Raw genomic sequence first — 13,260 nt, forward strand, 5'->3', positions numbered from 1 at the left:
CTCAAGTGTGCCTGGTGCCGGTGAGTTTTCCGAGGCGGGCGGCCAGGCCCCAGGCGGTGACCCGCCACAGCGCCTCGACCACGATGTCCCGGCTCATCTTGGAGTCGCCGTGCTCACGCTCCACGAAGGTGATGGGCACCTCGGCGACACGGTGACCGGCCCGGACGACGCGGTGGAGCAGGTCCACCTGGAAGCAGTAGCCCTTGGAGGCCACGTCGGTCAGCAGATCGCTGTCGAGCACATGGCCGCGGAAGGCGCGGAAGCCGCCGGTGACGTCGCGCACCGGCAGGCCCAGCAGCAGCCGGGAGTACGCGCTCCCTCCGCGGGAGAGCAGCTCGCGGTACCGGGGCCAGTTCACGATCCGGCCGCCGGGCACCCAGCGGGAGCCGAGCACGAGATCGGCGCCGCCGAGCGCGGCCAGCAGCCGGGGCAGTTCCTCGGGGCGGTGGGAACCGTCGCCGTCCATCTCCACCAGGACGTCGTACCCCCGGGCCAGGCCCCAGCGGAACCCGGCCACGTAGGCGGCGCCGAGCCCCTCCTTGCCGGGGCGGTGCAGCACGTGCACGTGGTCGTCGGCGTCGGCGATCTCCTCGGCGATCTTGCCGGTGCCGTCCGGGCTGTTGTCGTCGGCCACGAGGATGTCGCAGTCGGGCACGGCGGCGCGCAGGCGGGCGAGGAGCGGGGGAACGTTGTCGGCCTCGTTGTAGGTGGGCACGATCACCAGGACTCTCATGCGGCGGCCTCTCCGCGTGCTGCGTGTTGTTCCGGCCCCCCGGAATCTCCGTGCTCCCCGGCGTCCCCGGGCCGCCCGCGCCGCCGCGTCCGGCGGTCCCGGAGGGCGGTCCCGGCCCACGCCAGCAGGCCGAGACCGGCCAGCGCCCACTCCGGCGCGGCGCCCACCCGGTCCGCGACGGTCCTGTCGTCCCGCAGGGGCAGGTCGGCCAGCAGGACGTCCTCGGTGAACTCCTCGGTCCGCTGCTCGATCTCGCCGTCCGGCGCGACGACGGCGCTGATGCCGCTGGTGGCCGCCGTGACGACGGCCCGCCCGTGCTCGACGGCGCGCAGCCGCGACATGGCGAGCTGCTGCTCCGGCTGGCCGGTGCGGCCGTAGGTGGCGTTGTTGGTCTGGACGATCAGCGCGCGGGCGCCGTCGTTGACGGTGTCCCGCATGATGCCGTCGTAGGCCACCTCGAAGCAGATGACGTCGCCGAGGCGGGCCGGGCCGATGTCCAGGACGCCGGTGCCCTCGCCCGGCGCGAAGTCGCGCGGGATCCGTTCCAGGCGGCTGATGACCTTGCTGAGCTGCTCGCGGAAGGGCACGTACTCGCCGAACGGGACGGGGTGCTGCTTGGTGTAGGAGTCGCCGGGGCCCGTCTCGGGGTCCCAGACGATGCCCTGGTTCTCGACGTATCCCTCCTTGGTGGGGTGGTCCACCACGGCGCCGACCAGGATCGGCACGCCCACGGCGCTCACCGCGCGCTCGATCGCGGCGCGGGCCTCGTCGTCCTCGAAGGGGTCGAGGTCCGAGGAGTTCTCCGGCCAGATCACGATGTCGGGGCGCTCCACCCGGCCCTCGTCGATGTCCTCGGCCAGCCTCAGCGTGGCGTCGACGTGGTTCTCCAGGATCATCATCGGGCGGCCGAGGAAGTCCATGCCGGGCTGCTGGACATTGCCCTGGACCACGGCGATCGACACCGTGTCGTCCGCGTCGGTGGGCACCGGGACGGCGTACCCGGCGGCCGTGACGGCGGCGGCCAGCCCGGCCGCCCCGGCAGCGGGCAGCACCGCCACCGCGGCGCGCGGCGCGCGCCACGGGCGGTCCGCCAGCCGGAGCGCGGCCCAGGACAGCAGCGCCCCGGTCAGCGCGGCGGCGAACGTGACCAGCGGGGCGCCGCCGAGCGCGGCCAGCGGCGTGAACGGGGCGTCGGTGTTGGCGAAGGCCAGGCGGCCCCAGGGGAACCCGCCGAACGGGACCCGGTCCCGGGCCCACTCCTGGGCGACCCACAGGCCCGCCGCCCACAGCGGCCAGGCCCGCAGCCGGGAGGTCACGGCCAGCGCGGCGCCCATCGGCGCGAAGAACAGCGCCTCCACCAGGGACAGACCCACGACGGCGTCCCAGCCGATGACGTGCAGCCACTTCAGCAGCCCCACGAAGAACGGCAGCCCCATCGCGAAGCCCAGCCACGCGCCCTGACGGGCGGTCCGGCCCCGGGCGAGCGCGGACAGCGCGGCGACGGCGAGGATCGACAGCGGCCACAGGTCGTACGGCGGGAAGGCCACGACCAGCGCGAGCCCGGCGACGGCGGCGGCCAGCCCGGATCGCCAGTGCCGCCGGACCCCGCCCGCCGCCCGCCGCAACCGGCCGGGACCGCGCCGCGCGACGGCGGCGGACGGCGGCGGAGCGCCGCCCGTCCGGGGCGCGGTGGGGCGCGCGTCGGCGGTCTCGCCGGCCGTGGTCGTCTCGGGGCCCGATGACACGGTCGCTGGCCTTCCTTCGAGCGCGGGCGATGGGAAACGACCGTACCCCGAACAGGACGTGACGCGGCCACGCGGGGGCTGCGGATCGGGACCCGGCGCCCTTCGGTCCGACCCGGGACCCGCTGGCTGCGGGTCGACCGAAAGCCGTTGTCTACTGAGCTGCCGGGCCCCGCCCGGGTCTCACCTGCCGACGGGCGAAACCTTCCGCCCCCGTGCCGCAGGCCCTGGACCTGGCTCCCGCCGGCGGGGCACCGGGTCTTGGCACCCCGCCCACTGGCCCAGCGGCGTTCGACGGCTGCGCGGAGGAGCGCCGGCCGGACGTCCTGTGGTGGACCCGGCCGAACCTACCCCTCGACGACCGTCGCCTGTCAACAGTGGTCTGACCTGGATCTTTCGGTCAAAACGGCTGGTCAATGCCGCGGGACGGCGGCGGCGCGGCGGGCGGAGCGCACGTCGTTCGGCGGGATGCGCGAACGATGGATCACTCGTTCAGCCGGGCGTATACGGGCCGGCCGCCGACGACCGTCCGCAGGCACTCGGGCAGCGGCAGGCCCGGGGTGAGGTCGGGGAGCCCGGGGGTGCCCGAACGCGGGTCGGTCGACCAGCGCGCGATGCGGTTGTCGGGGGCCTGGACGACGAGGTCCCCGGTGCGCCACAGCGCGTAGTCGGCCGGGGCGCCGGGGACCAGCACGCCCGCGTCGTCGCGGCCGATCGCGCGCCACCCGCCGCGCGTGTGGGCGGTGAACGCGGCGCGGACGGAGATCCGGTGTTCCTCCGTGCGGTGGAACGCGGCGGCCCGGACCGTGCCCCACGGGTCGAGCGGGGTGACGGGCGCGTCGGATCCGAAGGCGAGCGGGACCCCGGCGCGCAGCCACGCGGCGAACGGGTTGAGCGCGCGGGCGCGCCGGGCGCCCAGCCGTTCGGCGTACATGCCGTCGGTGCCGCCCCAGGCGGCGTCGAAGGCGGGCTGGACGGAGGCGGTGAGCGCCAGTTCGGCGAAGGCGGCGACGGCGTCCTCGTCGGGCATCTCGGCGTGCTCCACGCGGTGCCGCAGGGCGCGCACGCGGTCCGTGCCGAGGCGCTCGGCCGCCGCCCGCGCGCCGGACACCACGTGGGACAGCGCGGCGTCGCCGATGGCGTGGAACCCGGCCTGGAGGCCGGCCTCGGTGCAGGCCGTCAGGTGCGCGGCGATGTCGTCGGCGGTGAGGTACGCGGGGCCGGTGTGCGGGGCGTCGGCGTAGGGGTGGGGGAGGTGGGCGGTGTGCGAGCCGAGGGAGCCGTCGGCGAACAGGTCGCCCGCGGCTCCGGCGGCGCCGAGTTCGCGGATCTGGTCGGCCTCCTTCGCGCTGGTGACGAGGGCGGCCCAGTAGCCGGTGACGCGCGGTCCCGGCTCGGCGGCGGCGAGGGCGAGCAGGGCGGTGAAGTCGTCCTCGCCGGAGATCTCGGGCCCGGCGCACTCGTGGACGGCGCCGATGCCGAGCGCGGCGGCCCGCCGCAGCGCGGCGCGCTGGGCGGCGGCGCGCTGCGCGGGGCTGACGGTGGCGTCGGCGGCGCGCCGGACGGCGTGGTGGGCGTCGCCGGTCAGCGGCCCGTCGGGGTGGTGGCCGGGGAGGCGGGTGACGCCCGGCACGCGGTCGAGCAGGGCGGTCGTGACGAGCGCGGAGTGGGCGTCGACGCGGGCGAGGTAGAGCGGCCGGCCGCCGGTGGCCGCGTCGAGTTCGGCGCGGGTCGGGGGGCGCCGTTCGGGCCAGCGGGTGGCGTCCCAGCCGTGGCCGATCAGGACGCCGCCGGCCGGGGTGTCCGCGGCGTGGGCGCGGACGCGTTCCAGCGCGTCGGGCAGGGACCGCGCCGGGGCGAGGTCGAGTCCGGTCAGCGCCAGCCCGGTCGCCGTGGTGTGCACGTGCGCGTCCGTGAACGCGGGGGTGACGAGGGCCCCGTCGAGGTCGATCACCTCGTCGGCGGAGCCGGCCAGCGCGTCGGCGGCGCCCTCCGAGCCGATCCAGGCGACGCGGTCGCCCTCGACGGCCATGGCCGTGGCGAACGGGTCGGCGGGGCTGTGGACCTCGCCGCGGCGCAGGAGCACGGTGCGCGGCGGCCCGCCGGGGGTGGAACCAGTGGTCATGGGCCCCAGTCTCCCCGCCGGGAGGCCGTCCGCGCCCCGGGGGTCCGCTACACGCGGGGCGGGCGCGCCTCGTAGGGTGTGGAGAGCACCACGGTGGTGCGGGTGGAGACCCCGGCGAGCGCGCGGAGGCGGGCGAGCAGGTGCTCCAGTTCGGCGGGGGTGGCGACGCGGACCTTGAGGATGTAGTTCTCGTCCCCGGCGACGCTGTGACACGCCTCGATCTCGGGGACGCCCGCCAGCCGGTCGGCGATGTCGTCGGGGGCGCTGGGGTCGAAGGGCTTCACCGAGACGAAGGCGGTCAGCGGCAGCCCGATGGCCTCGGGGTCGACGATGGCGGCGTATCCCCGGATGACGCCGCGTCGTTCCAGGCGGCGCACCCGCTGGTGGACCGCCGAGGTGGAGAGCCCCGTGGCCTTGCCCAGGTCGGTGTAGCTCATCCGCCCGTCCGTGACGAGCAGTTCCACGATGCGCCGGTCCAGTTCCTCCACGGCAACGTAACCTACCCGGAACGGCGGCGCCATGGAGCGTCCACCCCGGAACCGGGGCCGTGGAGCCGGGAACGGTTCCGCGACGGCTGTGTGACGAACGACACAAACACCTGTCCGCGTACGGTTCCCGTTCGCGATTATCCGCCGAGCGCGGCGGGAAATGCTTGCTGTGGCCAACGCCGCCGCGCCATCCGAGGGGGATGTTCATGCGCACTGTGAAGTCACCGGATTCCGATGAGGACTTCGCCGAGTTCTACGACGAGGACGCGGACGGGGATCTGATCCGCGTCCAGTGCCCCGACTGCGCCGCTCCCATCGCGCTCGCCGAGCCGGGGGCGGCCCTGCCGCAGCACGCGCTCTGCCAGACGCCGTGGAACCCGTTCGGCCTGACCGTGTGCCCCGGCTCGGGCCGGGTGGTGGCCGCCGAGGGCACCGCGATCGTGCCGATCGCGGTCGGCGGTGACGACGACGCCGTACTGGTGACGCTGCCGGAGGGCCTCGACTGGCGGCTCCAGCCCTTCTCGCACGCCCAGGTCGGCGTGCCCGCGATGCGTCAGGCGGCGTGAGCCGGGCGGCCGTCGAGGCCGCGCGCCGCGCGAGCAGTCAAGCCGCGCCCGTCAGGTGCCGCGCGATGACGGTGCGCTGGATCTGGTTGGTGCCCTCCACGATCTGGAGCATCTTCGCCTCGCGCAGGTACCGTTCGGCCGGGAAGTCGGCCGTGCAGCCGTCTTCGCCCAGGAGTTGCACCGCGTCGGTGGTGACCCGCATGGCGGTGTCCGTGCAGAACAGCTTGGCCATCGCCGCCTGCCGGCCGAACGGCTCGCCCGCGTCGCGGAGCCGGGCCGCCGCCAGGTAGAGGGCGCGGCCCGCCTCGATGTGGGTGGCCATGTCGGCGAGCATGAACCGCGGGCCCTGGAAGTCCGCGATCCGCCGACCGGACCGCTCGCGCCGGGTCGTGAACGCGACGGCCTCGTCGAGCGCCGCCCGCGCCAAACCGGTCGCGCAGGCGGCGATCCCCAGGCGGCCGGAGTCCAGCGCGGCCAGGGCGATGGTGAGGCCCTGCCCCTCCTCCCCCAGGCGGCGCGTGTCGGGAACGCGGACGCCGTCGAAGTGGAGCTGGGCGGTGGGCGATCCGTTCATCCCCATCTTCCGCTCGGGCGCGGCGGCGGTGAGGCCGGGCGCGTCGCCGGGGACGAGGAACGCGGTGATGCCGCGCGGCCCGTCCGCCCCGGTGCGGGCGAAGACCGTGAGGAAGTCGGCGACGCCGCCGTGGGTGATCCATGCCTTGGTGCCGGTCAGCACCCAGTCGTCGCCGTCGCGGACCGCGCGGGTGCGCAGCGAGGCGGCGTCCGAGCCGGAGTTCGGCTCGGACAGGCAGTACGCGCCGAGTGTGCCGCCGCCGAGCATGGCGGGCAGGTGCGCGGCGCGCTGCGCGGCGGTGCCGAAGGCGGCCGTGGCGTGGCAGGCGAGGGTGTGGACGCTGACGCCGAGCCCGACGGTGAGCCGGGCCGCCGCGAGTTCTTCGAGGACCTGGAGGTACACCTCGTACGGCTGGTCGCCGCCGCCGTACGCGGCCGGGTAGGGCAGGGCGAGCAGCCCGGCGGCGGAGAGCCGGGCGAAGACGGCCCGGGGGAAGACGGCCGCGGCCTCCTCGGCCGCGGCCGTGGGGCGGATCTCGCGCCGGACGAGGTCGCGGACGAGGGGCAGCGGGTCGCGGGCCTCGCGGGGGGGCGGCGGCCCGGGGTGCTCGGGGGACTGCATCTGTTCCTCCCTGCGGGGTGCCGGCAGGTCGTGGATCGCGCGACGGACCGCCGGATCGCGGGCTCCCCGGCCCGCTTCAGCGGACCCCGGCGCGGGCCAGCGCGTGGCGCTGGGCGGAGGTCAGGGTGGTCGGGAAGTACAGGTAGCAGACGCCGCCGGTGCCGCCGCGGACGGCGCCCCCGGCGTCGTACCGCTTGGTTCTCAGCCAGATGTTCTCGAACTGCCGGCGGGGGTAGACGCGGCGGACCGCGTCGTTGTCGTCGCTCGCCGGGTCGTTGGCGATGACGTCGCCCTCGGCCGTGAAGCCGATGACCGTCATCAGGTGGCCGGAGGTGCCGTATCCGGCGCCGTCCAGCTCGCCCTCGTGGAAGGACTGCGAGGTGATCAGCGGGATGCCCGCCGCGACCAGCCGCTCGGCGTCGGTGAGCGTGGCGAGGCGGGTGACGACGGCCTGGAGGTCGGGGTAGGTCGCGGCGTAGGCGGCGTTGAACGGCCAGTTGCCGCAGCCGCCGTACTGGTGGTCGAACGTCCGGCGGGCGGCGTGGCAGACCTGCGGGTCGGCGAACTCCGGGTTCACCCAGGCGAGTTCCTCGGGGGTCGGGTGGCGGCCCCAGGACTCGATGATCATCTGGGACGAGGTGGGGCTGCACCACGCCTCGCCGCCGTTGTCGTACTCGGGGTACTGGCCGATGTGGATGTTCTGCGAGTAGCGCGGCACGGTCAGTTCCACCGCCGTGCCGGTGCCGGGCGCGGTCGCGGGCACCTCGAACCGGTCGGGCCCGTCGGACGTCATCGCGCCCGGCCGCCACACGGTCGGCGCGGCGCCGGAGCCGGGGGCGCGGTGGAGCGTCAGCCGCAGCCGGTAGGCGGCCAGCCGCAGGCCGCTCGCGGTGTCGTCGACGGCGACCGTGTCGGTCCAGACGGTGCTCCGGCCGTCCGTCTGGTCGTCGACGGAGGTCCGGCGGACGTCCTCGTCGCCGGAGGCCCAGACGCCCAGCGTGTACCAGGGGGTGCGGGTGCCGTCGGTGTAGGTGGCGCGCGTCTCGACGCGCGGCCAGGTGCCGGGCGGGGGGGCCGCGTTCCAGGGGGCGATCAGCTCGCTCGCCGGGGGGGCGGGCCGGTGCTCGGGGGAGAGCCAGGTGGCGTACTCCCACAGGCGGGTCGTGCCGGTGTGCGGGTCGGTGTACTCGACGGTGCCGAGCGGTCGCGCGAGGGTCACGCCGGGCCGGGGGCCGGCGACGGCCGAGGTGCCCGCGGCGGTGCCGGCGCGCCAGTCGGCGGCGGAGGTCCAGCCTCGGTAGCCGATGGTCGAGGCGGGCGCGGCGCCGCCCCGCGGCGCGGCGGCGGGGGGGGAGCCCGAGCCCGCGGGGACGGAGGCGGCGGAGCCGACGGCGGCGGCGAAGGCGGCGGCGAGGACGGTGCGGCGCGGCGTGGTGGTCACGGTGATGGTCTCCCCGTTCGGCGTCCTGACGTCACCACTATCGCCCGTGCCGGTGCTGACGGCCAGTGAGTGCGCGGGAGCGGAGAGCGCCACTATTGGTCTGGACCAGAGGTGTCCGGTGGGGCGTTACGCTGGCCGCGATGATCCCCACCGCCGACGACGGGCTCGCCGGGCTGCCCGCCCGGCTCGCCGCCCTGCCGCCGTCCTGCGGCCCGGTGCGGCTGGTCGCGATCGACGGGCACGCCGGTTCGGGCAAGAGCACCCTCGCCACGCGGCTCTCCCCCGCCCTCGGCGGCGCGCCCGTGGTGCGTCTGGACGATTTCGCCACCCACGACGCGTTCTTCGGCTGGGTGGAGCCGCTGACCCGGCTGGTGCTGCGCCCGCTCGCGGCGGGGACGGCCGCCCGCCACCCGGTGTACGACTGGGAGCGGCGCGCGTTCACCACCACCGCGACCGTGCCCCCCGCGCCCGTGGTGCTGCTGGAGGGGGTGGGCGCGGGGCGGCGGGCCCTGCGCCCCCATCTCGCCTTCCTGGTCTGGATGTCGGTGCCCGCCGAGGTGGCGTGGGCGCGCGGCCGCCGCCGGGACGGCCCGGGACTGGCCGGATTCTGGGCCCGGTGGGAGGCCGCCGAGCACCGGCACTTCGCTGATGATCCCTCAGAGCCCTTTGCGGATATCCTGATGACACCGAGGGATGGTGCTTACCAAGCCCGCGAATGAGGCCCTCCGGGTGCTGAGGGCAGGCAGCGGGAGCCCGTTGTGGGGGTCGTCATGAGTTCTGGCACGCACGGCGCGCGGGTTCCGCATACCGGGGCCGATCTGGCCTGGCTGCGCGGTGTGGACGCGTACACGGCCGCGGCCTACCCGGAGGCGGAGGAGGAGTTCCGCGCGGCGGTCCGGGAGGACCCCGGGATGGCGGACGCCTGGCTCGGGCTGCACGCGCTGCGGACCGACGTACCGGCCGCGCTCCAGCAGATGTACCGTCACCGGGACCGTTTCGGCGAGCAACGTGCCCGGCACAAGCGGCCGTTGAGTTCCTGGTACTGGCTGGGCTGGTGGGTGCAGCCGGTGCTGGACACCGAGCGGGACCTGCTGCTGGCGCACGCCTCGCAACTCCTGGACGGCCGGCGGATGACGGAGCTGGACCGCGCGCTGGCCGAGTGCCCGCCGCCCGAGGCCGACGCGCACGCCCGCTTCCTGCACGCCTGCCGGTGCTACCTGTCGAAGGACTGGGAGGGGCTGTTCCGGTTCACCGCCACGCTCACCGACGATCCCCAACTGGGCGTCGAGGCGGGGCTGTTCGCGGGGGTGGCCCGGGGCAGGATGGGGATGTACGACCAGGCCGAGCCGCTGCTGACCGGCGCGCTGATGCGCTGCCGCAGCGAGCAGCCGCAGCGCAAGGAGCTGCGGTACTGGCTGGCCAGGGCCCGCGAGGGCAGCGGGCGCAGCGCGGCGGCGATCCCGCTGTACCGCGCGGTGCACCAGGTGGACCCCGAGTTCATGGACACGGCGGTGCGGCTGTCGGCGCTGGCCGCCGAGGACCCCGAGACGGCGCACATGCTGGCCTCGGCGCCCGGGGCCGTGGACGGGCCGCTGCCCGCCGGGGCGGTGGCCGGCGACGACGGGCCGGCGCTCCCGGCGGGTTCCCGGGGGCGGCGGGTGCCGTTCCCGGCGGCGGCCGGTGGCGAGCGCCCGGCCGCCGGGACGGGCACGGCGGCCGGTCACACGGCGCCGCCCACCGGGTCACGGCTCCTGCCGCCCGCCCCCGATCCGGCGCTGCTGGCGCGGACGCTGGCGGAGCTGGACCGGATGGTGGGCCTGGAGCCGGTGAAGGAGCAGGTCCGGGCGATGTCCGCGCAGTTGCGGATGGCGCGGCTGCGGTCCGGGCAGGGCCTTCCGGTGCAGCCGCCGAAGCGGCACTTCGTGTTCTCCGGCCCCTCGGGCACGGGCAAGACCACGGTGGCGCGGATCCTGGGCCGGATCTTCCACGCGCTGGGCGTGCTCGGCCACGACCGGCTGGTGGAGGCCCAACGGGCCGATCTCGTCGGGGAGTTCCTCGGGCAGACGGCGGTCAAGGCGAACCGGCTGATCGACTCGGCGCTGGGCGGGGTGCTGTTCATCGACGAGGCGTACAGCCTGGTCCACTCCGGCTACAGCAAGGGCGACGCCTACGGGGACGAGGCGCTCCAGGTGCTGCTGAAGCGGGCCGAGGACAGCCGGGAGCACCTGGTGGTGATCCTGGCGGGCTACCCGGCGGGCATGGACCGGCTGCTGGCCGCCAACCCCGGGCTCGGGTCCCGGTTCTCCGCGCGGGTGGAGTTCCCCAGTTACCGGCCCGACGAGCTGACGGCGATCGGCGAGCTGCTGGCGTCCGAGCACGGCGACACGTGGGACGCCGAGGCGCTGGAGGAGCTGCGCAGCATCAGTGAGCACGTGGTGGCCGAGGACTGGATCGACGAGCTGGGCAATGGCCGGTTCGTGCGCACGCTGTACGAGTCGAGCTGCGCGTTCCGGGACATGCGACTGTCGGACGCGGCCACCGCGCCGACCCGGCAGGAGCTGTCCACGCTGCGGCTGCCGGATCTGATGCAGGCGTACGGCGAGGTGCTGTCGAGCCGGGGCGGGCACCGGCAGGAGACGGAGGAGGACGGGCTGCCGCCGCTACCGTGACGGCCGCTGTGCCGCGTCCGGGGTGCCGAAGGCCGCGGCCAGGGCGCGCAGGGCGCGGGCGTCGGCCAGGGCCCGCCGCCGGGCGACACCCGGCTGGATCGCCATCACGGCCTGCACCGTGCCGTCCGCGAGGTCGAGCGTGACCCACGGGTCGCCGGGCCGCAGCGTGACCCGCAGGATCTCGGGCCAGGCCAGGTGCCGGGTGGTGGTGAGGTTGACGACGGTCACGCCGTCCGGGCCCGCCGTCGCCCTGGGGCGGCTGAGCAGCGCCATCACGGCCCAGACGATCAGCCCGACGCCGCTGAACGTCAGCCGGTCCCCGAGGGTCCAGCTCACCGCGCCGCCCGCCGGGAGGAGGATGGCGACGGCGGTGAGCACCGTGAAGACGGCGGCGCCGATCGTCATCAGCACGATCCGGGTGACCATCGGCCGGAACGTGACGGGCAGGTCCGGCAGGTCCGACGGCTCGGGGTGCCCGGCGGCGGGCTTCGGCTCCGTCACAGCCGGGCGGCGTGGATGCCGGTGGTGAGGATGGCGCGGGCGCCGAGGTCGTACAGCTCGTCCATGACGCGCTGGGCGTCCTGGACGGGCACCATCGAACGGACCGCGACCCAGCCCTGGTCGTGCAGCGGGGAGACGGTGGGCGATTCGAGGCCCGGGGTGAGGGCCACGGCCTTCTCGACCAGCTCGGCGCGGATGTCGTAGTCCATCATCACGTACCGGCGGGCGACCAGGACACCCTGGAGGCGGCGCAGGAACTGCCGCACCTTGACCTCCTGCGAATCGTCCCCGGGCCGGCGGATGACGACCGCCTCCGAGTGCAGGATCGGGGCGCCGATGACCTCCAGGCCCGCGTTGCGCAGCGTGGTGCCGGTCTCCACGACGTCCGCGATGACCTCCGCGACGCCGAGCTGGATCGCGGTCTCCACCGCCCCGTCGAGGGAGACGACGGAGGCGTCCACGCCGTTGTCGGCCAGGTGCTTGGCGACGACCCCGGTGAACGAGGTGGCGATGGTCAGGCCGCCGAACTCGCTGACGTCGGTGACCGTGCCGGGCCGGGTGGCGTAGCGCAGTGTGGAGGCGGCGAAGCCCAGCTCCATGATCTCCTCGGCGCGGGCGCCGGAGTCCAGCAGCAGGTCGCGGCCGGTGATACCGATGTCGAGGCGCCCCGAGCCGACGTACACGGCGATGTCGCGGGGGCGCAGGTAGAAGAACTCGACCTGGTTCTCCGCGTCGATGAGGACCAGCTCGCGGCGTTCCTTGCGCTGCCGGTAGCCCGCCTCATGGAGCATGGCCGCCGCAGGCTCGGACAGTGAACCCTTGTTGGGGACGGCGATGCGCAGCATGGGCGTGGAATTCCTTACGTGACGTCGTGAACGGTCGTGCGGAACCGGCCGGGACGGGCCGGCGGGGGGTCACAGGTGAGCGTATACGTCGTCCAGGGAGATGCCCCGGGCGACCATGAGCACCTGGAGGTGGTAGAGGAGCTGCGAGATCTCCTCGGCGGTGCGGTCGGTGTCCTCGTGCTCGGCCGCCATCCACACCTCCGCGGCCTCTTCGACGATCTTCTTGCCGATGGCGTGGACCCCCGACGCCACGAGTTCGGCGGTCCTGGAGGTACGGGGATCCCCGGCTGCTGCCTTGTGCTGGAGCTCGGCGTAGAGCTCATCGAAAGTCTTGTTGGCCATGGTGCTGCCACCCTACGGCGTGCCGCGGCCCCGGCTCACCGCCGGGGTTCGGGGACGGCGCGCAGGACGGCGGCGGTGGCGACGGCCGCGCTGACCGCCTCGTGCCCTTTGTCCTCCTTGGACCCGGGCAGCCCGGCCCGCTCCAGGGCCTGCTCCTCGGTGTCGCAGGTCAGGACCCCGAAGCCGACGGGGACGCCGGTGTCCACGCCGACCTGCGTGAGGCCCTGGGTGACGCCCTGGCAGACGTACTCGAAGTGCGGGGTGCCGCCGCGGATGACGACGCCCAGCGCGACCACCGCGTCGTAGCCCCGGTCGGCCAGGACCCGCGCGGCGACGGGGAGTTCGAAGCTGCCGGGAACCCGCACGAGGGTGTGGTCGGGCACGCCGTACTCCTCCAGCGCGCGCAGGGCGCCGGAGACCAGCCCGTCCATCACCGTGGTGTGCCACTGGGCCGCCACCACGGCCACGCGCAGGTCCGCGCCGTCGATCGTGGTCAGCTCCGGGGCGCCCTTGCCGCTCACGCGCATCTCCTCGTTCCTCGTCCGTCGGGGGTGACGGGTGTGTGTGTCGGTGTACTGGTCGGGGGTGTCAGGGGTGTCGGAAGTGGTGGCCG

13 protein-coding genes are annotated in these 13,260 nt (G+C 75.1%); 3 read left to right on the top strand and 10 right to left on the bottom strand.

Annotated features, from left to right (window positions below):
• Position 1: 1 nt before the first annotated feature.
• The 4 genes from BN2279_RS10270 to BN2279_RS10285 form a co-directional block, all read right to left on the bottom strand.
• Entirely contained in the window at positions 2–733 is a 732-nt protein-coding gene (locus tag BN2279_RS10270; RefSeq protein ID WP_059008396.1) for a polyprenol monophosphomannose synthase, read from the bottom strand.
• Positions 730–2,478, bottom strand: coding sequence for an apolipoprotein N-acyltransferase (gene lnt, locus BN2279_RS10275; protein WP_059008397.1), 1,749 nt, complete (start codon positions 2,476–2,478; stop codon positions 730–732). Before lnt ends, BN2279_RS10270 begins: the two co-directional genes overlap by 4 nt.
• Positions 2,479–2,959: 481 nt before the next feature.
• Entirely contained in the window at positions 2,960–4,600 is a 1,641-nt protein-coding gene (locus BN2279_RS10280; RefSeq protein WP_059008398.1) for an amidohydrolase, read from the bottom strand.
• A 47-nt stretch (positions 4,601–4,647) separates the two neighbouring features.
• Entirely contained in the window at positions 4,648–5,088 is a 441-nt protein-coding gene (locus BN2279_RS10285) for an Lrp/AsnC family transcriptional regulator (protein ID WP_199827702.1), read from the bottom strand.
• A gap of 206 nt (positions 5,089–5,294) precedes the next feature.
• On the opposite strand from BN2279_RS10285, the gene BN2279_RS10290 reads away from it, so the two are divergent.
• A complete protein-coding gene (locus BN2279_RS10290) occupies positions 5,295–5,654 on the top strand; it encodes a hypothetical protein (RefSeq protein WP_079032085.1) in 360 nt (119 codons plus the stop codon).
• A 37-nt stretch (positions 5,655–5,691) separates the two neighbouring features.
• Here the strand turns inward: BN2279_RS10290 and BN2279_RS10295 are convergent, their stop codons facing one another.
• Both BN2279_RS10295 and BN2279_RS10300 read right to left on the bottom strand, forming a co-directional pair.
• Positions 5,692–6,849 (bottom strand): acyl-CoA dehydrogenase family protein, encoded by a 1,158-nt coding sequence (locus BN2279_RS10295; RefSeq protein WP_059008400.1) that lies wholly within the window; start codon positions 6,847–6,849, stop codon positions 5,692–5,694.
• A 76-nt stretch (positions 6,850–6,925) separates the two neighbouring features.
• Positions 6,926–8,296 (bottom strand): peptidase C39 family protein, encoded by a 1,371-nt coding sequence (locus BN2279_RS10300; RefSeq protein WP_059008711.1) that lies wholly within the window; start codon positions 8,294–8,296, stop codon positions 6,926–6,928.
• A gap of 134 nt (positions 8,297–8,430) precedes the next feature.
• Between BN2279_RS10300 and BN2279_RS10305 the strand changes: the two genes are divergently transcribed.
• Together BN2279_RS10305 and BN2279_RS10310 are read left to right on the top strand one after the other, a co-directional pair.
• Positions 8,431–9,009, top strand: coding sequence for a uridine kinase family protein (locus BN2279_RS10305; protein ID WP_059008401.1), 579 nt, complete (start codon positions 8,431–8,433; stop codon positions 9,007–9,009).
• A gap of 51 nt (positions 9,010–9,060) precedes the next feature.
• A complete protein-coding gene (locus BN2279_RS10310) occupies positions 9,061–10,959 on the top strand; it encodes an AAA family ATPase (RefSeq protein ID WP_199827703.1) in 1,899 nt (632 codons plus the stop codon).
• On the opposite strand, the gene BN2279_RS10315 is transcribed toward BN2279_RS10310, so the two are convergent.
• From BN2279_RS10315 to ribH, 4 genes are all read right to left on the bottom strand, one after another.
• Positions 10,951–11,385: a PH domain-containing protein gene (locus tag BN2279_RS10315; protein WP_059008713.1), complete on the bottom strand. Its 435-nt coding sequence runs from the start codon at positions 11,383–11,385 to the stop codon at positions 10,951–10,953. The genes BN2279_RS10310 and BN2279_RS10315 overlap by 9 nt on opposite strands.
• A 71-nt stretch (positions 11,386–11,456) precedes the next feature.
• The gene (hisG, locus tag BN2279_RS10320) at positions 11,457–12,305 is read right to left on the bottom strand and encodes an ATP phosphoribosyltransferase (protein ID WP_059008403.1); all 849 of its coding nucleotides are present in this window, start codon (positions 12,303–12,305) and stop codon (positions 11,457–11,459) included.
• 69 nt (positions 12,306–12,374) lie between these two features.
• Positions 12,375–12,647: a phosphoribosyl-ATP diphosphatase gene (locus BN2279_RS10325; RefSeq protein ID WP_059008404.1), complete on the bottom strand. Its 273-nt coding sequence runs from the start codon at positions 12,645–12,647 to the stop codon at positions 12,375–12,377.
• Positions 12,648–12,682: 35 nt separating this feature from the next.
• Complete coding sequence (gene ribH / locus BN2279_RS10330; protein WP_059008715.1) at positions 12,683–13,168, bottom strand: 6,7-dimethyl-8-ribityllumazine synthase; 486 nt, start codon at positions 13,166–13,168, stop codon at positions 12,683–12,685.
• Between the last annotated feature and the right edge of the window lie 92 nt (positions 13,169–13,260).

The sequence above is a fragment of the Streptomyces specialis genome, from assembly GCF_001493375.1.
In the GTDB taxonomy this organism is placed as follows: domain Bacteria; phylum Actinomycetota; class Actinomycetes; order Streptomycetales; family Streptomycetaceae; genus Streptomyces; species Streptomyces specialis.